This window comes from Nocardia sp. CC227C (assembly GCF_030767025.1).
Lineage (GTDB): Bacteria > Actinomycetota > Actinomycetes > Mycobacteriales > Mycobacteriaceae > Nocardia.
Map to the genome: position 1 here is coordinate 36,467 of NZ_JASITE010000009.1, position 20,947 is coordinate 57,413.

A 20,947-nucleotide genomic window follows, 5' to 3' on the forward strand; every position below is an offset into this window, starting at 1 on the left:
GGTTCCCCGGCTAGCGCTCCTCGAACCGCTCGTGCGCGGTGAGCAGCAGCGAACGCCGGGTGAGCAGCCGGAACGCCTGGTCGATCATGCCTCCAGCGCGGCTCGAACCGATGGGTAGAGGTGGCAGCGCGGACCCACTCCGGTCACCTCGAGCACGCGCTCCACCTCCCGGCGCGTGGCCACCACGCGCAACTCGACGCCGCTCGCGGCGGCGTCCTCGGTGGCCCCGGCCAGTCGCAGGGCACCGCCGATACTCAGGAAGCGGGTTTGCCGGAAATCGATGACCACAGCCCGGGAACCGGATGTCACGGCACGATCCAACGCTTCGGAGAACTCGGGGAGGATGGCGGCATCCAATTCCCCTTCGACCCGCACGATCGCACACCCGCGCTGGTGATCGTGCGCCGACGGCGGCCGATGGTCGGAACGGTCGCGGGGCGATCGTTCGAGTGGGGAGGCGGCATCGGCGCGGCGCTGGAGTACGGCTATGGCAGACATGTGACTAGACCTCCCATGTCAGGGGGATATTCCAGTTCTGCGCGGAGGCCCCTCGGCAATGAGGCCGGATGACATGCGAGGCGGGCGTACTACGCGCCCGACGCTCGGTCCTCCGCGAGCGGTCCCGTGCTCGAACCGGGTCGGCTGTAGTCTCAACCTGGTCACATTCTGTCACGCCACCGCGGATATGTCACCGCCTCACCGGCCTTCGGTCCCTCGCGAGTGTGCGCCGCACCCGACGAATGGTCGGCGGAATTACGGGTACAGGCGCTGTATGGAACTACTCGTGATCATCGGATTGGCGGTGTTGGTGGGCGTGGTGCTGCTGCGCCGCAAGCTCACCGGACAGCGCCCGTCCGATCCGGAAGTGCCCGGCAACGACGGTCGGTGAGCGGTCCGGCCCGCACCGACGAAGCGATTCGCCCGCGAATTCTCGCCGGGCGAATCGTCGTCTATTCGTCAGTGTGAACTGCTACGGCAGTCAGCGGTCGTCCTGTCCCCGCTGATATGCCTGCTGACGCTTCTCTTCCACCGCGGCCTTGCCGCGTTCCTTCTCGGCTTCCGCTTCCTTGCGGGCCGCGTCACGCTGCGACTCGGCACGGTCCTGCTGTGCCCTGCCCTCGTCGCGCAGGTCCTCGTTGCCGAAGACCGTGCCAGCGGCCTCCTTGGCCTTGCCTTTGACATCTTCGACGGTGCCCTCGACACCTTCGCGGAATCCGCCCTTATCGTGCTCGGACAAGACATTCACCTCCAGAATGTCGGTATCGATCACTGACAGTCCGGCGGTACCCGGTACCACCGGTTCGAAACACCGACACGTCGAAAGTCATTGGCGCCCAGGATATTCGGATCGATAGTCGGCCTCCCGCCCGCGCCGGTACCACGGATAGACGCCCCAGACCAGCGCGAACAGCACGGCGAAACAGCAGCCGGCGATCACCCCGGCGATGGTGCCGATCACCACCGCGAAGATCAGCACGGCGACGCCCGACAGCGCCACACCGAGCAGCACCAATCCGACCAGATCGAATATATGCGCGGCCCGCACCACCTCGTCGAGTCGGCGGCGGCGAAACAGCAGCCGATGGGTGGAGACCGGGGCCACCAGGAACACCGTCGCGACAATGGATGCCGTCACGGTCACCAGATACAGCCAGCGCATCGGATCGGATAATTCGTCGAACCGCGATTGAAACGGCAGTATCAACAGAAATCCGGTGAGCAGCTGGACCCCGGTCTGGACGATGCGCGCCTCCTGCACCAGGCTGTTCCAATTCCGGTCGAGCCGTTGCGCCTCGGTTTCCCCCCGTGCTTCCCAATTCCACATGTGCTCGTCGTTCACCACTTACTGCCGGACGCCTCCGGCGCTTCGCGGCCCCCGGGCCCGGCGGCGCGCGCGCTCGTTGTATTTGCGAATCGCGTCCACGAGTTGATCCTTGGTCATCTTCGAACGACCGGAGATCTCCAATCGCGAGGCGATCTCCCGCAGATGCTGTTCGGAGGCATTGGCGTCCACCCCCTCGGCGGTCTCCCCGCGCGGGTTCGGCCCGCCGTGCTCGGCCCGCTCGTCCGAGGGTCCCCGGCGCTGTTTGGCCTCCCAGTGATCGCCCACCTTCTCGTAGGAGTGCTTCAGCGCGGCATAGGCGACACGGTGCGCGCGCTGCTCACTGCCGTACTGCTCCAACGCCGGATCGTGTGCCTCGGCGAAGATCTCTCGGGCATGTTTGTCGGAGCGACGCAGCGTACCGGGCAGCTCCGAACTCTTGGGTTCCCGCGCCTATCGGTCTTGGGCATGGTCACGGCCTCCTTTCGTACCGTCGCCATACCCCGCGCCGTCCCGGCCAATCACGCGGTCACGCCGGTTGACGAGGAGGAGCGCGGCAGTCCGGACCGTATGACGTCGATGTGGTTGCACGATGCCCGTCGGGGTGTGCACCGCCTTCGGCGCCACACACCGGGGGTCCGCGGTATGCCCGCATCTGGGCGGCATCCTCACCTGGAACGACGCCGAGATGTCCTGGGACTGCCCGCTGCACGGGTCGCGCTTCCGGCACGACGGCACGCTGCTCGAAGGTCCCGCCACCCGTTCGCTGCGCGCCGCCGACGAGCCCCGCGACCATGATTGACCGCACGTCTCCCGGGTAGGTCCCGAATATGGTCGTCGCCCTGAACCGCCTGCTCGACACGCTCACGCGCGTGGTGAACACCCTGTTGGAGGACGGGGTGCCGTTCGCCGTCGCGGGTGGCTGCGCGGTGTACGCGCGCGGCGGACCGGCCACCGACCACGATGTCGACATCTTCGTCAAGCCCGCCGACGCCGAACGCGCCCGCACCGCCCTCACGAATGTCGGGCTGCGGCCGGTCGATCCGGCGGAGGACTGGCTCACCAAGGTCTACGACGGCGACACCCTGGTCGACATCATCTACCGACCCAACTATCGCACCGTCACCGACGAGATGCTCGCCCGCGCCGCCTGGATGCGGGTGGGACCCACCGCCGCACCCGTGGTCAGCGGCACCGACCTGATGGTCGACAAGCTCATGGTGCTCGATCCGCACCGCTTGGACTTCACCCGGCTGCTGGTCATCGCCCGCGATCTGCGCGAGCAGGTGGACTGGGGCCGGGTGCGCGCGGAGACGGGCATGTCGCCGTACGCGCGGGCCTTCCTGGGCCTGCTCGACGACCTGGGTATCAGCCACGATCGAGAGGGTGAGTCCATGAACGGCAATTCCGCGGGAGAGGACCTGCTGCCGCAGTATCTGGTGGCGAATCTGCGCCGCGCCTTCGCCGAGGATCCGCGCACCGCGGAACTCGGTGTGCAGGTGACCATTCGGGGCAGCGTCGTGGTGCTCAGCGGTGAGGTGGCCAGCGCCGAGCGCCGCCGCGAACTGGAGACCGTGGTGCGCGAGCACGCACCGAAACTGCGGGTGCACAACGATGTCCGGATATCGGACCCGGTGGTGCCCGCCGAACCCGAGGAGCTGACCTGAGTACCGCACCGGACGCCGCCGTCGCGGAGCGCCCGTATCTGCGCATCGCGGCCGTCGGTGACGTGCACCTGGGTGCCGACGCCGCGGGCTCGCTCACGCCCGCGCTGCGCGAGCTGCCCGCCCACGCCGATGTGCTGCTGCTGGCCGGCGACCTCACCCGGCACGGCACCGTGGACGAGGCCCGGGTGGTGGCGGCCGAGTTCGGCGAGGTGGGCGTGCCGGTCGTCGCGGTGCTGGGCAATCACGACCATCACAGCGACGCCCAGGACGAGATCGCCACGCTGCTCGACGACAACGGCATCACCGTGCTGGAGGGCAGCGCCACCACCGTCACCGTCGGCGGGCACACCATCGGGATCGCCGGAACCAAGGGCTTCGGCGGCGGATTCGCGGGCAAGTGCGCGAGCGTCTTCGGCGAGCGACAGATGCGCGATTTCGCCTCGCACACCGTGGAGCTCGCGCAGTCCCTGCGCGCCGCGCTGGCCGGACTGGACACCGATGTGACCGTCGCCCTCACCCACTACTCCCCCGTCAGCGACACCCTGCACGGCGAACCGCGCGAGATCTACCCGTTCCTGGGCTCCTATCTGCTGGGTGAGGCCATCGACGACTGCGGCGCGGACCTCGCCGTGCACGGGCACGCCCATGCCGGCTACGAGCGCGGCACCACACCGGGGGGCATCCGGGTGCGCAATGTGGCCGCGCCGGTGATCCGCGCGGCCTTCGCGGTGTACGACCTGCGTCCGGTGTGCGACTGATCGAATCCGTTTCGCCGCAGGCGAGCAGGGCATCCGACCGGTATGAGGGACGCCTCGACCGAACCCCGGCCCCTGACCGTGCTGCTCTGGGATGTGCACGGGCCCTGGACGAGAGCCTTCGTCCAGGGCGGGCACCGCTATCGCGTGATCGACTCCCCCACCGACGATCTCGGCGACGTCGACCCGGATATCGTCGTGCTGCAACGCCCCCGGGAAATCGAGCTCGCCGAGGAGTTGCTGGACCGTCGACCGGGACGCGATCTGCCCGCCCTGTACGTGGAGCACGAGACCCCGCGCGAGCACGCGGCGCTGTCCCGCCATCCGCTGGCCGACCGCACCGACATCCCGCTGGTGCACATCACCGACTTCAACCGGCTGATGTGGGACAACGGCCGCTGTCCGACCCACGTGGTGCCACACGGCGTGATCGATCCCGGCTACCGGTACCTCGGGGCGCTGCCCCGGGCCGCCACCATCGTCAACGATCCGGTGGGGCGCTGGCGGATCGCGGGCGCGGACCTGCTGGCCGGGCTCGGCGACGCCGCGCCGATCGACGTGTACGGCACCGGCACCGAACGGCTGCACCACCGGCTCGGCCGCGACGAGGACACCGTTACCGGGCACGGCGACCTGGAACAGTCCCGGCTGCACGACGAGCTGGCGCTGCGGCGGGTGTTCGTGCACACCCCGCGCTGGACCTCGCTCGGAGTATCGGTCATCGAGGCCATGTACCTGGGCATGCCGATCGTCGCCGTCGGCACCACCGAGGCGTCGGCCGGGGTACCCGCCGAGGCCGGGGTGGTGTCCACCGACCCCGACATCCTCGCCGAGGCGGTGCGGCAGTTCGTGCACGAACCGCTGTTCGCCGAGCTCACCGGCAAGGCCGCCCGGCACTGGGCGCAGGCGAATTTCGCGCTGTCGGATTTCCTCCGGCGCTGGGACCGGCTGCTGCGGGACCGGGCGTCGTGATCGTCACTCCCGGCGATTGGCCGGGACCGCCCCGGGTATCCACGCGATAGCACCCCGACCGACAGCACAGGAGGCCAGCCATCATGCCTGCCGGAAACGAGTCGCCCGACATCCACGGTCAACCGTCCGGACCCCTCCCGGACTCCGATGCTCCGCCCGTCACGGGCTCTGATACTCCGCCCGTCACGGGCTCTGATACTCCGCCCGTCCCGGGCTCCGGCGTTCCGGAGCAGCGCGGACAGGGCGGCTACGACCCCGATATCACCCACACCACCAGACACCACGCCGGTGAATCCATCCAGAACTCACGCAACTGGCCGGGTCTGATCCTCATCGCGCTCGGCCTCATCGCCCTCGCGGGGACGCTGACCGCCGCCGCGTACGGCTTCCCCGGCTGGGCCGTCGCCGCCGGGGTGATCGCGGTGCTGTGCCTGGGCTTCGGCATCGGCGCGGTCACCGCCGAACACCGCCGGGTCAAGTCGCGCGAAGGGTTGCGACTGTCCGACCCGCAGGGGCACTGACGGGAGCGGCCATGCCGGAGATGTCCCGCACTGCCGGAACCCGGCGGTCCTGCACTGCCGGAACCCGGCGGCGCGCGGCCCTGCTGGCCGGGGCGGCGCTCCTGCTGACCGCCTGCTCCGATTCCACCGAGACCACCGTGCCCGGTGATTCCGCGCCCCCGCGCAGTCCGGTGATCAGCTCACCGGGCGTGCTCGTGGTCTCCGACGCCGCCGCCGACCGGTTGTGCGACATGATGCGCGGCGACATCCCCGGCTGGCGCGACCAGGGCCTGGATCTGGGCCGGGTGGCGTTCAACGGCACGGTGCACAGCTGGGCACTGCGAAACAGCGGCGTGAACGCCGCCGTCGTCGACAATCGGGGCGTCGTCGACCAGATCACCGCCGCGCGCTGTCCGGACGTCCGAGCGGATGCGCTGCGGGTCCTCCAGATCGAGAGCTTGGCCGAAGGATTGGCGGGATTCTGATGTACACATACCGTATCGCGGGCGCGGCCGTCGCCGCCGTCGCACTGCTTACCGCGGGCTGCGGGAGGCCGAGGAGATCGTGAGCAAAGGCGGTGACACGCCGTGCAGTGAATTCGTCGCACAGGACGGTGAAAAGCAGCGCGTGACCGTCCGCAAATTCCTGGAACAAGAACAGAGTTCACCGCCGAACCCGCCGCTGACACCGTCGATGCGGCCATAGTCGGCATCAAGCTCATGTGTCAGGCTCGAGCCAATCCCGAAACCCCCGTCAAGGAGGCCGACCTCACCGGGATTTTCGTCCCGAAGTAACTTCGAGAATGATCTCTCGCAAACCTTTGGCATACTGAAATGCCTGCTCCCCCTGCATATTCGAGGTTGCAGATGTACTTGCATCTGTGCGGAGCAGGGTCCTAGACTCATGCCTGTAAGGCAAACAGGGGACTACCAGACAGCCGTGCGGTGAATGGTCGGCGATTCTTCGCCGACGATTAGCCGGCGGCCTGGCGTCAGGGGCGTTCGCATGAATCAGCCAATCAACCTCAGCCGACTCGGGTTCGCCGACAACGGTCGGCAGGAACAGCACTATTCCCGCGAGACGGCAACGGCATTCGTGATCGACAAGGTCGAATCCACCGGAGCGGCCACTCGGTACGATTTCGATATCGAGCGCATCGTCACCACGGCACACGCGATGGTGAACGATTGGGATCTACACCTGATGCAGCCGGAGGCATTCTGGCGCATCGCCTCGAGCTTCATCCGGCAGTAGATCCCGGCTCGCATGCCGCAGGGTTCGACCCGCTCCGGGTCAGGCCCGAACACGCCGGAGGGGCCGCCACCCAGGTGACGACCCCTTCCGGCGTGAGCCGTGTTCTGTGAGGTCCGGGTCTCACAGACTTTCGATGATTTCCAGCAGCTTCGCCCGCGACCGTTCCGGCGCCTCGGCCTGCACGCTCAGCTGGTCCATGACCTGCCGGTACAGCTCCAGATCCTGACGGCGATCCAGATAGAGAGCGCTGGTCAACTGCTCCAGATAGACGATGTCCGGGAGTTCGGGCTCGGCGAAGCGGAGCATGGTGAACGAGCTGCCCGCGGCCGCGTGGCCGCCAGCGGTGTAGGGCAACACCTGAATGGTGATATTGGGCAGCTTCGACATCTCCACCAGATGCTCGATCTGCTCGGCCAGCACCTTCTCGCCGCCCACGGGACGATGGAGCACCGCCTCGTCCAGCACCGCCCAGAAGCTGGGTGCGCCCGGCGCGGTCAGCAGCTCCTGCCGACGGCGGCGCAGCGAGACCCGGCGCTCGGCATCGGCGTCGTGCCCGAGCGCCACCACCGAGCGGGCGTAGTCCGGGGTCTGCAACAACCCCGGCACCAGCTGGCCCTCGTAGGTACGAATGCTCTTGGCCGCGTGCTCGAGTCCGAGATAGGTCTCGAACCAGGGCGGCAGCAGATCTCCGAAGCGATGCCACCAGCCGGGCTGATTCGCCTTGCGCACCAGATCCAGGAACGCCTCGCGCTCGTCGGGATCGTCGACGCCGTAGAGCGTCAACAGATCCCGAACGTCGCGTTCCTTGAATCCGGTCCGCCCGAGTTCCAGGCGGCTGATCTTCGCGTGCGAGCCGCGGATGTGATCACCCGCGGCTTCACGCGTGATGTTGTTCGCCTCGCGCAACTTGCGCAGCTGACCCCCGACGGCGATGCGCAGGGCAGTCGGGCCACGCTCGGCGACAGTGGAATCCACCCGACCGTGTACAGCCGATTCTGCGATCATTGGGTCTCACTCCGATGCTCGGGTTATGCCGGCAGTGGACCACAACCCATCGTCGCGAACCACCGCGCCGATTGCCAATGCTACCTTTCAGCGCGCCAAATCGTCGAACTCTCCGCTCTTCGCGCCGCGCAGGAACGCATCGATCTCGGGGCGGGTGTACACCAGCACCGAGCCCAGCGGGTCACGCGAGTTCCGCATGGCCACCAGACCGTTGGACAGTTCCGCCACTTCCACGCAGTTTCCGCTCGGATTGCTGAAAGTGCTCTTGCGCCAAGCGAGTTCCGAGGGATCGATCCGGGTTGCCGATGTGCGTGTCATTTCCGACTCCTTGCCAAGTACCGCCCGCAGACGGTGTGCCCAGTACTTGCAAACGTTCGATCAGATGTTCTTACAGTTGCAACCGCAACCAGAACGATAGCACGCAGATTGCTCGCAAACGATCCCTTCGGCGTTCCTGACCCTTTGCAACACAACAGCTTTGATCTTGGTGAAGCCCACGCACTGCGAAGTTGCAAACCGAAACAGTCATTAACGACTGGTCGGTACGTTTAATCCCCGGGGTGAATCCTCCGTCCGGCAAGTCCGGATTTGCCCAATCTTGTACTGTCACTGGGCAGATCAGCATCCGTTCGCGTGCGCACTCTCGTCGAGGAGAACCTCATGTCCGAAACCGATCCCGCGATCCGAACCGACATCCCCCACTCCGCACGGATCTGGAACTATTGGATGGGCGGCAAGGACAATTACGACATCGACCGGGTCGTCGGCGACGCCAGCCTGGAGATCGACCCCGACATCTCCGCCATGGCCGTCCAGTCCCGGCAGTTCCTCATCCGCGCCGTGCGCTTCCTCGCCGGGGAGGTGGGTCTGCGCCAGTTCCTCGATATCGGGACCGGCCTGCCCACCATGCAGAACACCCACGAGGTCGCGCAGGGCATCTCCCCCGAGGCCAAGGTGGTCTACGTCGACAACGACCCGCTGGTGCTCGCGCACGCGCGGGCCCTGCTGACCACCACCACCGAGGAGGGGGTCACCACCTATATCGACGCCGATTTCCACGAACCGGACAACATTCTGACCTCCGCCCGCCAGGTGCTGAATTTCAGCCAACCGGTCGGTGTCATGTTTATGGGGGTACTCGGCCACGCCCGCAGTTACGAGGACATGCGCCATATCGTGCGCACCGTGCTCGAGGCCGTCCCGTCCGGCAGTTATCTGGTGTTCTGGGACGGCACCGTCGACAACCCGAATTACGTGACGCTGTGCCAGGAATACACCAAATCGGGCGGGGTCCCCTACGAGCCCCGCACCCAGGAGCAGCTGGCCGCCGTCTTCGAGGACCTGGAGTTGGTCGAACCCGGCTTCGTTCCCATCACCCGGTGGCGGGTGGACCCGGCACAGGTGGGCTCGATCCAGGATGTGTCCGCGTACGGCGGTGTGGCTCGTAAACCCTGACGCCACAACAACACCGAACCGGACGAAAGCCGCGCAACACCGAGGCTCGATCGTGCAGATGTACTTGCATCTGCACGATCCGCCATTTTAAACTCGTGATGACGAACAGGCCGGAATGCACCGGGTGGTAGTGGAAAGCGCCGAGCCAGCGTCGCCATCCGATATCTCAGCGGCCAGAGGCGTCCCCATGACTCAGATGCTTCAGCATTCCGGTACACCTCGCTCCATCGGGTCCGGAAAAGCTCACTTCACCGATATCAGCGGTGACTGCTCGGTGGAGCCGCGCGCTCTCACCTATCGACAGGCACGGGCCGTGCTGCGCGCCCATGACCAGCACTTCGCCTGCCGACAGTATCTCGCCGCGGTGGCCTTCCTCTCCGCGGACTGCGACGACGACTGACCGCGGCACCACGCGGTCGGCGGGATTTCTTGCGTACCAGCGCATGCGGCGGGTACCCCCGAAAGAGGGAACGAACGCCAGTGGAACGAGCGCCGAGATGATAGTGACTGTCGCACAGGATTTGATCACCGCCGACCTGTACGCACAGGTCTTCAATCCCACGCCGGAGACACCGCCGGTGGCGGACAAGCTGCTCAAGCTGGTCCGCTACTTCACTTGGTTCGTGCTCCTGGCCGGAACCCTCGCGATCATCTACGCGGGCGGTAAGTTCGCCTGGGAGAAATGGCAGGGCGGGCCGCTCGAATCACCCAAGCGGGTGGCGGCCGCGCTCGTGGGCGGCATCGTCGCCACCAGCGCGGGCACCATCATGAACGCCGCCATCGGACAGTAATCGCAAGCGGCTCGCCGCATTTCCGGCATTTCCGGCATCCGGGAATTCTCGTCCCAGACAACGAGACCGGGCGTTATGCGGTGGCGGCGTGCCGCACCGAGCCCTCGGCCGCGGCGGTGTCCACACCGACCAGTTCGACGAACTTCGCCACCACCTTCTGGTGGTACATCCCGAACAGGTCCTCGAACAGCGCCAACTGCGCCTCGCTGGGTCCACCGTCGGAATCCCACACCGCCACCAGCGCCCGCCAGACCAGCACATGCAGGTCCGGAGAGGCCGCGAAGTACGCCTGCACCGCCTCCGGCACCTCCAGGACCATATCGCCGATGGAGTTCAGTACGGCGCGCTGCATGGTGTGGCCGAGGGCGGTCTGCAACCGGCGCAGCAGTGCGAGCTCGATGGTGAGCATCCGCCGCGGATCCGGATCCTTGCTGCGCGCAATGGATTCCAGCTCGTCGATCTCGGCCTTGAGCACGGCCGGATCGATGCGACGCTCCCCCTCGGTGTAGTCGAGCAGGGTGTCGAGCACGATGGCGCGCTCCTCGTCGACAATGCTGCCGAACATCTCCAGGGCGACCTCCGGCATGGGCATGGACAGCCGGAACAGGCGGCGGTACACCTCCACCCCGCCCTCGGTGCGCACATCCCGAATCGTGAATCCCTTGCCGCGGTGGGCATCGACGAAGCCATAGGACTCCAGGCGTCCCAGAATCAGCTGTGCCGTCGCACGATTCATCTTGAACTCGTCCGCGACCTGCCGGACGGACGGCATCAGCTCGCCGGGGGCGTACTGCCCGAACGCGACGCGCCGCGCGAGCTCATCCGCGACGTCCGCGACGACCGTCCGCTCTCCCATCTTGGCACCTTCCATACCCGTATTACGTCCCAGACAGCTTAAGTGTTAACCGGGCAAACCGCACATGCGTGCGGAATCGCGGGATTTGCCGAGAATCGCCTCGTGGTGTGGCGATCGCGCGGCTCGACGGGCGGTGCGGCGACGCGCCGGAAATTCGCTCACACCCCGTCGGTGAGTGCCCCCGCCCACCGGCGCGACCACGCCCACAGCGGCTCCAGCGCGGTCGCGAGTTCCCGCCCGGCCGCGGTCAACTCGTAGCTCCGATCGGTTTGCTTGACCACCGCGCCCGCGCTCTGCAGCCGCTGCAATCGCACCGAGAGCATGCTCGACGAGCAGTTGCCCATCCGGCGGCGCAGCTCCAGAAATCCGAGCGGTCCGGGCTCGAGTTCCCACAACACCCGCAGCACCCAGCGCTGCCCTACCAGATCCATCACCGCGAGCAGGGGCAGATCCGCGGCATCGGCGCGGCTGGCGGCGGGAGGTTCGCTTGCGCTTCTCATTCAGAAGCAGGATAGTGATTCTGAATCAGAAGCATTGGTGCGGGGGCCCATTATGACGGGACGGAGTGGCTTGTGAGCCGAATTGTGTTGATCACCGGGGCTTCCCGGGGCATCGGCGCCGAAACGGCCCGGGTGCTCGGGGCACGCGGCGATCACGTGGTGATCAACTACCGGGAGAAACGGCGGCGCGCCGAGGCGGTCGCCGCGGCGATCGTGGCGGCGGGCGGCAGCGCGTCGACGGCGGCGGCCGACATCACCGATGCCGAGGCGGCGGCGGGACTCATCGACGGGGTGGCCGCGGAGTTCGGGCGGCTGGATGTGCTGGTGCTCAATGCCTCCGGCGGATTGGAGCACGGCGCGGCGGCCGACTACGCCATGGCCGTCAATCGCGACGCGCAGCTGCGGCTGACACGGCTGGCACTGCCGCGGCTGCGGGCCGGCGGCCGCGTCGTCTTCGTCACCAGCCATCAGGCGCACTTCTCCGAGACCCGCCCGGTACCCGGCGGATACGAGCCCATCGCGCGCAGCAAGCTGGCCGGGGAGCGGGCACTGCGCGACTTGGGCGGCGAATTCTCCCGGCGGGGAATCGATTTCGTGGTGGTATCCGGGGATATGATCGACGGCACCATGATCGTGCGGCTGCTCGAGCGCCGCGACCCGGACGCCGTCGCCGACCGCCGCGACCACGGCGCACTGCCGACGGTGGCGGAGTTCGCCACCGCCGTCGCCGACGCCACCACGGTGGCCGCCGAACCCGGCCACACCGTCTACGTGGGCGGCACGGACTTCCTGAATCCGGTGCGGACTTCCTGAACCCCTGGTTGCGCGACACCCGCGTCCGACAGCGTGGCGAGCGCTGGCGGCGGTACCGGTGGCACTCGGCTTCGGCCTCGCCACCGACGCACGCTGACCCGACCTAGACGGACCGGTCGGTACAGATGCGGGGTGTATCCGGACCGGGAGCGGGAACTCCCCTCATATGGTGAACGACGTCGAGAAGCGGTGGTCGGACCCGAAGATGTTCCGGCATGCGGCCTGGTACGTCGGCGGCGTGGTCGCGCTCACCGCCCTCGCGGTCGCCGTGCTCGAGCTGGCGACCGACCCCTCGCGGGCGGTGCTCGTCTTCGTACCGGGGGCGGTGCTGCTGGTGGGCGGCATCGTCGCCTTCGTGCTCGCGTTCCGGGCCTGGCGGCGGCGCGGGGCGTGGCCGATCTGGCAGGGGGCGGGCTGGTTCCTGTTCACCCTCATGATCGTCTACCTGGCCATCGCGGGCGGCACCGCCTAGTCGAGACACGCGGCACCGCCCAGTCGACGCGTGGCACCACCCCGCCGCCAGCATCAGCGCACCGGACAGCGCGCCGCGCCGTCGGCCGTGCCGTCGTGCTGGTCGTACGGGGTGCCGCGAATTCCGGCGCGCGCGGCGAGCACCCGGGCGACCCGGGTGTTCACATCCCACATCGGGTCGACGCGGTGCGAGCGGCGCAGCATCCGCCGTCGCGCTCCCGGCAGCCGGTCGTCGAGGGCGCGCCAGCGCACCGCGGCGGTGGCCGCGACCCCGGTCAGCTCCCGCCACGGATGGATCGGGACCGCGCGCAGCGGGGTGTCGGCGAGCAGCGCCCGCACCAGGCCCGCACTGCTGTAATACGCGAGCAGGCCCACCAGCGGCGCGGTGGCCAGCGCCCGCGCCCGATCGCCGACGCCGGTGCCCGCGAACGGTTTCGTGGCCGCGCTCGCCATGGTCGCGGTCCACTCCGGTGCGGTGCCCGCGGTCGCCACCATGAAGTCCGCCATCTCCATCCCCTCGCGCGCCGAGCGCGGAATCAGCTCCTCGGCGACCCCGAACACACGGGCGATATAGGCCCAGTAGTGCATGACCGCGTCGAGTTCCTCGGTCCCGCAGCGCCGCCCGTGCACATGGTCGAAGCAGATGGGCGAGATGCCGAAGGTGACCGCGGCCCCCATGGTGGTGGCGTTGGAAATGGGGTTCCCGTGCAGCGCGAAATGCTCGTCACCCCACCGGCGGCGCAGTCCGGCGCGGACCTGCGCGTGCATGAGCCGCACCCGCACGGTATCTGCGAACACCGGTGACCAGCGGTCGAGCGCACCGGGTAGGGTGACGCTGCGGAACCAGTTCGCGGTCTCCAGATTGCGCCGGTACGGGTCGTTGACGAAGCGTCCGGTGGCCCCGGTGGCCGAGGCCACCTCCGCGCCGACGAAGGTGCCCATGAAATCCTGCACCCCCATGGCCAGCTTCCCGGCCAGGGAGACATTGATCCAGCGGCGGCGGCCGTACTCCCACAGTTCGGGATCGAACCAGTCCGGCGGATTGTCCAGCTGTGCGAAGAGATCCACCAGCTCCGGCGGCGGATCGTCCAGGCTGTCGATGCCGTGCGCGAGCGCCTGGTCCAGCAGTGCCCGGCAGCGGGTGTTCCCGATCCGGGCGAAGGCCCGCACCACCGCGTCCATGGGCTCGTCGCCCTGCCACAGGTGATCGGCCATGAGCCGGGTGCGCGGGGTGTCGACCGGTTCCGGCCGGACGTCGATCCACGGTCCGAGCATGGCGCGCCGCGGCCGGTACCACAGCTCCGACGGCACCGCCCGGGGCGGCGGCGGGCGCAGCGGCATGCCGGGCCGGTAGTAGTAGTCGTAGGGATGCGGGCGGATATCGGTCGGTGAGCGCATCATTCAGAACCCCGTGAGCTGCCGGAAGCGAGTGGTGGCGGTGCTGCCGTGGTCGGCGTGGACCGGGCAGTAGTGCTTGGCCTCGCCGCGGTGTTCGGGTGCGGGCCAGAGGATCTCGGGAGCCTCCGGTGGCGCCAGCCAGGCCGGGCGCTTGCCCGCGACGCGGCGGCGACCGGCGCGGATACGCGGGAAGAAGTACTTCACCTCGTCGGGGGTCACCCGATTCATGGCCGAGAGGGCGGCACAGAGCCGATCGAAGACGTACTGGTCGCGTGCGGTCCAGGTGAACCCCATGGTGCGGCGGATGGGCGGATCGCACAGTCCGATGGTGACGAACTGGTAGAACCGCGCGCCGGTGGGGCGAATCACGTTCTCCCACAGCGATTTCGGTATCCACCGCAGCACCGGGAACGGTGGTACGGGCGCGGTGTCGGCGAGGTGGTAGACATCCCGAGCCGCTCGGGTGGGCTCCAGCCCGGTGCTGACCATCTCGTCCCAGTAGCGCTGGAACTCCGGCCAACTGCGCGGCACCACCCGCATGCTCATGCCGTACATCTCGTACCACTGATAGTGCTCGCGCCACAGCTGTTCGCGCTGCTCGGGAGTCAGCCCGCCCATGAACAGCTCGGCGGCGCGCAGCGTCTGCACGAAGAACACGGCGTGCGCCCAGTAGAAAGTGCCGGGATCGAGGGCGTGATAGCGCCGTCCCTGCCCGTCCACGCCTTTGATATCGCGGTGGTAGCCGACGATCTCGCGGGCCGTGCGCCGGGCGCGCGGCCCGTCGAAGACCACCCCGACGATGGGATAGGCGGAGCGCAGCACCCGCTGATAGAACTCGTCGGCGATCTCGGAGTGGAATTCCACCCCGGCGCCCAAGCCCGGGTGCATGTTCTGCACCATGCCGAGGAACAGTCCGGTGGGCGCGAAGTACAGGGAGCCGAAGATCTTCCAGGTCAGCGAGTCCGGGCCGAGCGGTTCGGGCTCGGGACGCGGCTCGTGCTCCACCACATTGTGTAACACCATGACCTACGCTGACACGAATAAACGCTCGCATTCAATTCGCGTCCAGTAGATGAGGCACAACCGTCATGCCACCGAGACGACAGCGACCCGCCACCCCCGCACCACCGCGCAAGACACCCCGCCAGGAGCGGTCGCGGGCCATGGTGCGCCGGATCGTGGACGCCGGGGAGGCGGTGCTCGTCCAGCACGGCTACGACGGGGCGTCCACCAACCGGATCGCGGCGACGGCGGGGATCAGCCCCGGCTCGCTGTACCAGTACTTTCCCGATAAGGACGCCATCGTCTCGGCGGTGATCGAGCGGTATACCGCCGCGGTGGCCGACCGGGTGCGCGCCCACGTCGTCAGCCAGTTGACGATTCCGCCGGAAGTGGGTGTGCCGGAAGCGATCACCGTCCTGCTGGACGCCTTGGGCGACCATCCGGAACTGCTGCGGGCGGTGGTCGAGCAGACGCCGCGGCTGACCTCCGGCACCGCCGTGGTCGCCTTCGAACAGCAGATCGGCGAACTGGCGCGGGTGGCGCTCACGCTGCGGCGCGAGCAGGTGCCCGCGGATGTCGATTTCGATGCCGCCGCCTGGCTGCTGGTGCGCGCCGTGGAGCATCTCACCGTGCGCTATGTGCTCGACCGGCCGCCGATTCCGCGCGACACTTTCCTCGCCGAGATCACCCGCCTGGTGCTGAACTACTTCCGGCCGCGAGCAGAACGCGAGCGGTGATCAGACCGCGCGGCGAACACCTGTGCGGTGGACCGGTCGCGCTACGGCCACTGGTTCGGTGAACCGGCCACACCGCGACCACCGGTTCGGGGAACCGACCGCGCCGCGACCACCCCTGCGGTGAACCGGCCACGCGCCGACCCACCCGCGGCGACAGCCCCTCCTATCACGCCACCGTCGCTGCGACGGGCAGGGCGAGCAGCAGGTCGACGGCGCGGGCGGCGCTGTGGGCCGCGCTCTCCATGGTGGCGCTCCAGTCGGTGCGGGTCCAGTCCCCCGCCAGCACCAGGGAGGGCACCGAGGTGCGCTGATCGGGGCGCAGGCCGTCGGTGCCGACCACCTGGGAGAAGGTTGCGCGCGGCATGGGCACCACCTGGGCGTGGCGCACTTCGGCGTTGCGGGCGGCCGGGTAGTAGCGCCGCAGCAGCGCCAGCTGTTCGGCCACCACCTCGTCGTGCGGTTTGTGGATCTGCTCGTACGCGCCGCTGGTGGTCAGGCAGTAGAGCCAGCCGTGCGCGGTGTCGCGCCCGTGCATGCGCTGGCGGTCGAACACCTCGTCGATGACGCCCGCGCCGCCGATGAGCGCCTCGAACTCGCCCTCGGTGCCCAGCGGCCGATCCAGGTACAGGTTGGTGCTGACAATCGGTGTGTACCCCAATTTGTCGGCGGCGGAATAGATCTCGTCGTGCTCGGGTAGGTCGTCCAGCAGTCCCGCGATGGCCGAGTTCGGCACCGCGCACACCACGGCGTCGGCGGGCAGTTCGCTGCCGTCGGCCAGCAGTACCCCGGTGACCGCGCCGTCGCGAATGCCGACGCGCCGCACCACCGCCCGATACCGCACGTCCACGCCGTACTTCGCGAACACCCGCTGCGCCCCGGTGACGAAGAGGGTGTCCAGATCGGTGGTGGGGTAGCCGATGGTGACCGCCCGCCGGTGCCGCGCGCCGACCCGGATGCCGGTGGCCAGCACGTCGGCGAACACCTTCGCCGACTCCTGCTCGACCGGTTCGGCGGCGATGCCGAGCGCCAGCCAATCCCACAGCGCCTCCCGGGCGGTGGCGGGCATGCCGATACGTTCGAACCACTGCGCGGTGGACAGGTCGGCGAGGTCCGCGGGCTGGTTGAGACATTCCCAGCCCAGCCGCGCGGTGGCGATCCCGGCGCGGATCCGGTCGGCCGGACCGGCATCCGGATGCGCGCCCAGGAAGGTGCGGATCGCGCCCAGGCCCCTGGTCCGCATCACCGTCGCCCGGCCGCCGGGCCAGCGCAGCACCCCGCGGTGCGGGAACGCGACGTACTCCCGGGTGCCGACACTGCTCAGATATCGGAACAGATGCTCGTATCCACTGGCGATGACGTGCTGCCCGTTGTCGGCTATGTCCCGCACCGGCGCGACCCGCAGGGCGTGCGTGCGACCGCCCAGCCGTCCGCGCCGTTCCAGCAGCGTGACCCGCTTGCCCGCCTCCGCCAGCCAGACCGCGGCGGCGAGCCCGGCGAGCCCGCCCCCGATCACCACATAGCGCCGCGGATCGTCCATGAGAGCTCCCCGAACCAGAACCTGTTCCTACTTGCCTTCCGTTCGGGGACGTTACTCCGGACAATCCAAGCACCGCACGATAATTCGACCACCCGAGCGGGAATCCCGCCGCGCTGGCGCGCGGTGCTCACAGGGAGCGGGAGATGATCTCCTTCATGATCTCGGGCGGGTTCGGGGCCGCCTGAGCAGAGACGGTTTCTTGGCTTCTACCTGCATGAACTTCATCTCGACAAGTCCCAACGCTTCCCGCTGATGCCCGACAATTCCACATACGCGACGGGATGAAGACGGGACGAGAATTATACCGGTACGGGGTATATCACAACGGTCTCGGAAGAACGGCCATGCGATACGCGCGATCTCAAACTCAGAGCATGGCCGACGACAGTGACGCCCGTCCGGACGAGCGAGACCCTGATCCGGAAGAGCTTGCCGAGCTGTGGACGCGAAGGCGGAAACCCCGGAGTGGGTCTGGCCAGAGATCGAATTCAGGTCATTGCCACCCCGCCCTTCTGCCATTCCACCGAATCCGATTCCGCCGCCGCAGCCGTATCTGCGCCTACACGACTGGTTCCGCGGATTGACAGTCAACGAGGCGTTCTTGTCGTTGGCAGAGTTGCTCGCACTCATCGATCGCGACGCTCCCGCTTTCCGAGTCGTGCAGGGCGCCAGCGGCGGGCTGCTTATGCCGGTCGCGATGACGATCCTGCTGCGTGCGGCCGGGCCGGATCGGATCGGACGGCTGATGACCCCCAGATTGCTTGCCATGCGATCTGCGTCGACAAGGGGCCTATGAAACCTCTGCGTTCATGAGTCAGTTCACTACGATCCCTAGCGCCGCTTCTTTCGAACGGGTTGGTTTGTAGCTTCGGCGCGGACGTCATCGATGGTCTCCCGAGGGATGTGTTCGATGATGTCCTCGCGGGAGGCGACCACCAGTTTCCGAAGGATGGCTGTGATCTGCGCATCGATCGTTCTGGTGGACTTGCCACGGCGTGCAGCGATGGCGGGATTGGTCCAACCGGCCGCGGCCAGGATGGCGACCGTCCGTTCGGTGCGGGTCAGCTCATGCCAACGGGAGATGGGTCCGTGGTTGTCCGGGCGAGAGTTCAATGGAGAGTCGACGGACATGGTTCCCAGCGCGAGTCGTTGTGTCTCGTGGTATTCGGGACGCAGGCGCCTGCCACACGCCTCCGCCGCAGCGTAGGCATGGGAGCCCAGCACTCGACGGGCTACCACAACGGCCTCGACCGATCTCGCGCTCAAAGGGCCGATTTCATTGATGGCCAAGCCGAACCGCTCGGCCATGATTGCCGTCCCGCCGGTAAGTCGGGCGATTTCGGTGGCAAGCGCCACGAGTCGAGCGCGGTCGGAGTGGTTGCTTGCCAGGAGTTCGGCGACAAGGCGTGCCAGTGTCCAGGTATGCACCTGGACGGCCCACATCCCGATCAGCCAGTCATCGACGGTGAGCTGATAGGCCAGCGATGACCGTTCGAGCTCCACGGCCTCGCCAGGATCACCATGCCGAGCCACAGCGACCGCCCAGGCGAGCTCGGCCCAGGATCTCTCCCATGGTGTTCCAGGAGAATTGACGCGATCGTAGTAGCGCTTCGTAATCGCCCGGGATTGCTCGGCCGTCCCCAGCAGACTCGCCGTGAAGGCAGCGTTCATTTCACATATCGATGCCTGACCATGATCGTGCTGGGTGAGGAACTTGTCTCGAGCCCGCAGGAATACGTCGATGGCACGAGGGTCGCTGTGGGCGATCAGCAGTTCCTGTGCCCATGCTCGTTCGACGTGGGGAGGTAGCCCGATGTCCGTTTCGGCGCTATTACGCCAGCCGGCCCTTGTCTCCGGATCGTCGATACAGCTGGCGACGCAGTCCTCGAGTATCCGCTCGGTGCCTTCCATGTCGCCTTGATGCAGGGCGAGCCCCGCTATGGCAGCCATGCCCGCGATGTGAAGTTCGGTCGTTCGGGCATTGCCGTCCCGAGCGGCGTCCAGGCAGCGTTGGGTCCAGCCGCGCATCTCTCGTATCGAACCGTTGACGTAGTTCTGCATGGTGAGCAGCCCGACGCAGATTTCCACACCGAGTGCGGCGCGGGCGGGAGTGGTGAGGCTGGTCTCGAGTGCGATGGCTGTGTTGGCCCAGGCCGTGCGAGACCATCCCAGGAGATGCTGTCCCTCCGAGGTGGGCCAGTGAGTAGCGGCGTGACAGATCGTGTCCCGGTAATAGCGGAGATGCCGCTCGGCGAGGCGGTCAGGCTCCTCGACCCCGTTGCGGCTCCGTAGGCGGAGCCGGTCTTGGGCGTATACCCGCAAGGTCTCCACCAGGGCGTAACGCACCGTGTTCGATGTTCGCAGGGTCGACACCAACGCGTGGTCGACGAGTCGTTCGAGCACGGTCTCGATCTCGTCCGGGGCCAGCGCCACCCCCACGTCACCGCTCTCGATGAGGTCGCCGTCGCCGCAGATCGCCTGGATGGCCTCCAGTTCGGTCCCCACGTCCGCCGCGGTGCCGTCGCGGTCGTCGGGGTGGGTGTCATAGCCCGCTGCGAAGACCGACAGGCGGTCGAACAACAGGCGTTCTTTGTCGGTGCACAACTCGTACGACCAGGTGATCGCGTCGCTGACCCCCCGATGACGGGGATCAGCACCGGACCTGGGGCTGCGTGACCAACGCAGACGAGCGTCGTCGGCCTGACCGGTGAGTCCCCGCAGGATCACCGCCGGTGGCTGATGGGTCAGGCGTGCGGCAGCCAACTGGATGTACAGGGGGTAATTGTGTACGCGACGACAGATGGCGGCGGCGCTGGTCTCGTCCGCGGCCGTGAGGGGATAACCGGTGAGCTCGGCCCGTTGCCGAAACAGACTCAGCGCGTGCCGACGCGGTAGCGGCGGAACCCGCACGACGCATTCGTCGACCCAGCCGATGGGTTCGCGACTGGTGGCGAGAACGGTCAACTCCGGGATGGCCTCGAGCAGGTCGACGAGCACGTCGGCCACGCCGGCGAGCACGTGTTCGCAGTTGTCGAGCACCAATACGGCGCGTGGAGGGTGACCGCTAGTGCCGGTGCGGGACAAGACGCCGACGAGAGCTTCCCAGGTCGAACGCCCGGAGAAGTCGCTGTCGATCACCGCATGAGCAATCTCCTCCGTCACCGCCGTAGCGCCGCATCGCCCGGGTAAACGAGCCAACCGTACCCAGAAAACAGCTGCTCGCCCGGCGCGCGCACGACGGTATTCGCGGACCGTCTCGGCGGCTAATCGCGTCTTGCCGATCCCTCCCGGACCGGTCAAAGTTATCAGCCGGGCCGTACCCAGCAGTGCCCGGATTTCTCGTAACTCTCGGTCCCGACCCATGAAAGCGAGGTCGGGTACAGGCGGGCCACCCATACGGCCTCGCGCTGGC

25 protein-coding genes and 2 pseudogenes are annotated in these 20,947 nt (G+C 67.6%); 15 read left to right on the forward strand and 12 right to left on the reverse strand.

The genetic code is table 11. The annotated features are described in order from the left end of the window. Window positions 1–84: 84 nt before the first annotated feature. The 4 genes and pseudogenes from QMO76_RS19350 to QMO76_RS19365 all read right to left on the reverse strand — a co-directional run bounded on the left by QMO76_RS19350 (window position 85) and on the right by QMO76_RS19365 (window position 2,292). Window positions 85–498 (reverse strand): STAS domain-containing protein, encoded by a 414-nt coding sequence (locus QMO76_RS19350; RefSeq protein WP_306362731.1) that lies wholly within the window; start codon window positions 496–498, stop codon window positions 85–87. 481 nt (window positions 499–979) lie between these two features. Continuing rightward, complete coding sequence (locus tag QMO76_RS19355) at window positions 980–1,237, reverse strand: CsbD family protein (RefSeq protein ID WP_306362946.1); 258 nt, start codon at window positions 1,235–1,237, stop codon at window positions 980–982. A gap of 87 nt (window positions 1,238–1,324) precedes the next feature. After that, window positions 1,325–1,825 carry a DUF6328 family protein gene (locus QMO76_RS19360; protein WP_306362947.1) on the reverse strand — a complete coding sequence of 167 codons (501 nt, stop codon included), beginning with the start codon at window positions 1,823–1,825 and terminating at the stop codon, window positions 1,325–1,327. Window positions 1,826–1,843: 18 nt separating this feature from the next. Then, window positions 1,844–2,292: pseudogene (locus QMO76_RS19365) on the reverse strand (ChaB family protein). A 122-nt stretch (window positions 2,293–2,414) separates the two neighbouring features. Between QMO76_RS19365 and QMO76_RS19370 the strand changes: the two are divergent. From QMO76_RS19370 to QMO76_RS19405, 8 genes and pseudogenes are all read left to right on the forward strand, one after another. After that, window positions 2,415–2,624 (forward strand): annotated as a pseudogene (locus tag QMO76_RS19370) (Rieske 2Fe-2S domain-containing protein); the annotation flags it as partial. A 28-nt stretch (window positions 2,625–2,652) separates the two neighbouring features. Beyond that, complete coding sequence (locus QMO76_RS19375; protein WP_306362732.1) at window positions 2,653–3,489, forward strand: BON domain-containing protein; 837 nt, start codon at window positions 2,653–2,655, stop codon at window positions 3,487–3,489. A 38-nt stretch (window positions 3,490–3,527) separates the two neighbouring features. Continuing rightward, window positions 3,528–4,247: a metallophosphoesterase gene (locus tag QMO76_RS19380; RefSeq protein WP_306362948.1), complete on the forward strand. Its 720-nt coding sequence runs from the start codon at window positions 3,528–3,530 to the stop codon at window positions 4,245–4,247. Between the two features lie 42 nt (window positions 4,248–4,289). Then, the gene (locus QMO76_RS19385; RefSeq protein WP_306362733.1) at window positions 4,290–5,216 is read left to right on the forward strand and encodes a glycosyltransferase; all 927 of its coding nucleotides are present in this window, start codon (window positions 4,290–4,292) and stop codon (window positions 5,214–5,216) included. An 83-nt stretch (window positions 5,217–5,299) separates the two neighbouring features. Then, window positions 5,300–5,737: a hypothetical protein gene (locus tag QMO76_RS19390; RefSeq protein ID WP_306362734.1), complete on the forward strand. Its 438-nt coding sequence runs from the start codon at window positions 5,300–5,302 to the stop codon at window positions 5,735–5,737. A gap of 11 nt (window positions 5,738–5,748) precedes the next feature. Further along, complete coding sequence (locus tag QMO76_RS19395) at window positions 5,749–6,201, forward strand: hypothetical protein (RefSeq protein WP_306362735.1); 453 nt, start codon at window positions 5,749–5,751, stop codon at window positions 6,199–6,201. 79 nt (window positions 6,202–6,280) lie between these two features. Beyond that, window positions 6,281–6,421, forward strand: coding sequence for a hypothetical protein (locus QMO76_RS19400; protein ID WP_306362736.1), 141 nt, complete (start codon window positions 6,281–6,283; stop codon window positions 6,419–6,421). Between the two features lie 300 nt (window positions 6,422–6,721). Then, window positions 6,722–6,970 (forward strand): hypothetical protein, encoded by a 249-nt coding sequence (locus QMO76_RS19405; protein WP_306362737.1) that lies wholly within the window; start codon window positions 6,722–6,724, stop codon window positions 6,968–6,970. Window positions 6,971–7,090: 120 nt separating this feature from the next. On the opposite strand, the gene QMO76_RS19410 is transcribed toward QMO76_RS19405, so the two are convergent. Beyond that, entirely contained in the window at window positions 7,091–7,975 is an 885-nt protein-coding gene (locus QMO76_RS19410) for a helix-turn-helix transcriptional regulator (protein WP_306362738.1), read from the reverse strand. A gap of 87 nt (window positions 7,976–8,062) precedes the next feature. Continuing rightward, window positions 8,063–8,293, reverse strand: coding sequence for a DUF397 domain-containing protein (locus QMO76_RS19415; protein WP_029932310.1), 231 nt, complete (start codon window positions 8,291–8,293; stop codon window positions 8,063–8,065). A gap of 315 nt (window positions 8,294–8,608) precedes the next feature. Here QMO76_RS19415 and QMO76_RS19420 point away from each other — a divergent pair, with 315 nt between their 5' ends. The 3 genes from QMO76_RS19420 (at window position 8,609) to QMO76_RS19430 (ending at window position 10,221) form a co-directional block, all read left to right on the forward strand. Next, complete coding sequence (locus QMO76_RS19420) at window positions 8,609–9,430, forward strand: SAM-dependent methyltransferase (protein WP_306362739.1); 822 nt, start codon at window positions 8,609–8,611, stop codon at window positions 9,428–9,430. 187 nt (window positions 9,431–9,617) lie between these two features. Next, window positions 9,618–9,830 (forward strand): hypothetical protein, encoded by a 213-nt coding sequence (locus tag QMO76_RS19425; protein WP_282782182.1) that lies wholly within the window; start codon window positions 9,618–9,620, stop codon window positions 9,828–9,830. Window positions 9,831–9,927: 97 nt separating this feature from the next. Continuing rightward, entirely contained in the window at window positions 9,928–10,221 is a 294-nt protein-coding gene (locus QMO76_RS19430) for a hypothetical protein (RefSeq protein ID WP_029932308.1), read from the forward strand. A 73-nt stretch (window positions 10,222–10,294) separates the two neighbouring features. On the opposite strand, the gene QMO76_RS19435 is transcribed toward QMO76_RS19430, so the two are convergent. Together QMO76_RS19435 and QMO76_RS19440 are read right to left on the reverse strand one after the other, a co-directional pair. Further along, on the reverse strand, window positions 10,295–11,077 hold the full coding sequence (locus tag QMO76_RS19435) for a GntR family transcriptional regulator (protein WP_306362740.1): 783 nt from the start codon (window positions 11,075–11,077) through the stop codon (window positions 10,295–10,297). A 158-nt stretch (window positions 11,078–11,235) separates the two neighbouring features. Next, window positions 11,236–11,577 carry a helix-turn-helix domain-containing protein gene (locus QMO76_RS19440; RefSeq protein WP_306362741.1) on the reverse strand — a complete coding sequence of 114 codons (342 nt, stop codon included), beginning with the start codon at window positions 11,575–11,577 and terminating at the stop codon, window positions 11,236–11,238. Window positions 11,578–11,658: 81 nt separating this feature from the next. Between QMO76_RS19440 and QMO76_RS19445 the strand changes: the two genes are divergently transcribed. Together QMO76_RS19445 and QMO76_RS19450 are read left to right on the forward strand one after the other, a co-directional pair. Next, window positions 11,659–12,390, forward strand: coding sequence for an SDR family oxidoreductase (locus QMO76_RS19445; protein WP_306362949.1), 732 nt, complete (start codon window positions 11,659–11,661; stop codon window positions 12,388–12,390). Between the two features lie 166 nt (window positions 12,391–12,556). Next, complete coding sequence (locus QMO76_RS19450; protein WP_306362742.1) at window positions 12,557–12,862, forward strand: hypothetical protein; 306 nt, start codon at window positions 12,557–12,559, stop codon at window positions 12,860–12,862. Window positions 12,863–12,915: 53 nt separating this feature from the next. On the opposite strand, the gene QMO76_RS19455 is transcribed toward QMO76_RS19450, so the two are convergent. After that, window positions 12,916–14,262: an oxygenase MpaB family protein gene (locus QMO76_RS19455; RefSeq protein WP_306362743.1), complete on the reverse strand. Its 1,347-nt coding sequence runs from the start codon at window positions 14,260–14,262 to the stop codon at window positions 12,916–12,918. Then, complete coding sequence (locus QMO76_RS19460; RefSeq protein ID WP_306362744.1) at window positions 14,263–15,282, reverse strand: oxygenase MpaB family protein; 1,020 nt, start codon at window positions 15,280–15,282, stop codon at window positions 14,263–14,265. 65 nt (window positions 15,283–15,347) lie between these two features. Here QMO76_RS19460 and QMO76_RS19465 point away from each other — a divergent pair, with 65 nt between their 5' ends. Next, window positions 15,348–15,998 carry a TetR/AcrR family transcriptional regulator gene (locus QMO76_RS19465; RefSeq protein WP_306362745.1) on the forward strand — a complete coding sequence of 217 codons (651 nt, stop codon included), beginning with the start codon at window positions 15,348–15,350 and terminating at the stop codon, window positions 15,996–15,998. 166 nt (window positions 15,999–16,164) lie between these two features. Here QMO76_RS19465 and QMO76_RS19470 read toward each other — a convergent pair whose 3' ends face one another. Beyond that, the gene (locus tag QMO76_RS19470; protein ID WP_306362746.1) at window positions 16,165–17,535 is read right to left on the reverse strand and encodes an FAD-dependent oxidoreductase; all 1,371 of its coding nucleotides are present in this window, start codon (window positions 17,533–17,535) and stop codon (window positions 16,165–16,167) included. Between the two features lie 439 nt (window positions 17,536–17,974). Between QMO76_RS19470 and QMO76_RS19475 the strand changes: the two genes are divergently transcribed. After that, window positions 17,975–18,331 carry a hypothetical protein gene (locus QMO76_RS19475; protein ID WP_306362963.1) on the forward strand — a complete coding sequence of 119 codons (357 nt, stop codon included), beginning with the start codon at window positions 17,975–17,977 and terminating at the stop codon, window positions 18,329–18,331. 35 nt (window positions 18,332–18,366) lie between these two features. Here the strand turns inward: QMO76_RS19475 and QMO76_RS19480 are convergent, their stop codons facing one another. Then, a complete protein-coding gene (locus tag QMO76_RS19480; RefSeq protein ID WP_306362950.1) occupies window positions 18,367–20,931 on the reverse strand; it encodes an AAA family ATPase in 2,565 nt (854 codons plus the stop codon). Window positions 20,932–20,947 lie beyond the last annotated feature (16 nt).

Excerpts from the sequence above, each read along its gene's own strand:
- QMO76_RS19390 (WP_306362734.1), top strand. The coding sequence starts at position 5,300 with ATGCCTGCCGGAAACGAGTCGCCCGACATCCACGGTCAACCGTCCGGA.
- QMO76_RS19470 (WP_306362746.1), bottom strand. The coding sequence starts at position 17,535 with ATGGACGATCCGCGGCGCTATGTGGTGATCGGGGGCGGGCTCGCCGGG.
- QMO76_RS19455 (WP_306362743.1), bottom strand. The coding sequence starts at position 14,262 with ATGATGCGCTCACCGACCGATATCCGCCCGCATCCCTACGACTACTAC.
- QMO76_RS19410 (WP_306362738.1), bottom strand. The coding sequence starts at position 7,975 with ATGATCGCAGAATCGGCTGTACACGGTCGGGTGGATTCCACTGTCGCC.
- QMO76_RS19375 (WP_306362732.1), top strand. The coding sequence starts at position 2,653 with ATGGTCGTCGCCCTGAACCGCCTGCTCGACACGCTCACGCGCGTGGTG.
- QMO76_RS19385 (WP_306362733.1), top strand. The coding sequence starts at position 4,290 with ATGAGGGACGCCTCGACCGAACCCCGGCCCCTGACCGTGCTGCTCTGG.
- QMO76_RS19465 (WP_306362745.1), top strand. The coding sequence starts at position 15,348 with ATGCCACCGAGACGACAGCGACCCGCCACCCCCGCACCACCGCGCAAG.
- QMO76_RS19440 (WP_306362741.1), bottom strand. The coding sequence starts at position 11,577 with ATGAGAAGCGCAAGCGAACCTCCCGCCGCCAGCCGCGCCGATGCCGCG.
- QMO76_RS19425 (WP_282782182.1), top strand. The coding sequence starts at position 9,618 with ATGACTCAGATGCTTCAGCATTCCGGTACACCTCGCTCCATCGGGTCC.
- QMO76_RS19360 (WP_306362947.1), bottom strand. The coding sequence starts at position 1,825 with ATGTGGAATTGGGAAGCACGGGGGGAAACCGAGGCGCAACGGCTCGAC.
- QMO76_RS19430 (WP_029932308.1), top strand. The coding sequence starts at position 9,928 with ATGATAGTGACTGTCGCACAGGATTTGATCACCGCCGACCTGTACGCA.
- QMO76_RS19405 (WP_306362737.1), top strand. The coding sequence starts at position 6,722 with ATGAATCAGCCAATCAACCTCAGCCGACTCGGGTTCGCCGACAACGGT.
- QMO76_RS19350 (WP_306362731.1), bottom strand. The coding sequence starts at position 498 with ATGTCTGCCATAGCCGTACTCCAGCGCCGCGCCGATGCCGCCTCCCCA.
- QMO76_RS19435 (WP_306362740.1), bottom strand. The coding sequence starts at position 11,077 with ATGGGAGAGCGGACGGTCGTCGCGGACGTCGCGGATGAGCTCGCGCGG.
- QMO76_RS19415 (WP_029932310.1), bottom strand. The coding sequence starts at position 8,293 with ATGACACGCACATCGGCAACCCGGATCGATCCCTCGGAACTCGCTTGG.
- QMO76_RS19395 (WP_306362735.1), top strand. The coding sequence starts at position 5,749 with ATGCCGGAGATGTCCCGCACTGCCGGAACCCGGCGGTCCTGCACTGCC.
- QMO76_RS19480 (WP_306362950.1), bottom strand. The coding sequence starts at position 20,931 with ATGGGTGGCCCGCCTGTACCCGACCTCGCTTTCATGGGTCGGGACCGA.
- QMO76_RS19460 (WP_306362744.1), bottom strand. The coding sequence starts at position 15,282 with ATGGTGTTACACAATGTGGTGGAGCACGAGCCGCGTCCCGAGCCCGAA.
- QMO76_RS19450 (WP_306362742.1), top strand. The coding sequence starts at position 12,557 with ATGGTGAACGACGTCGAGAAGCGGTGGTCGGACCCGAAGATGTTCCGG.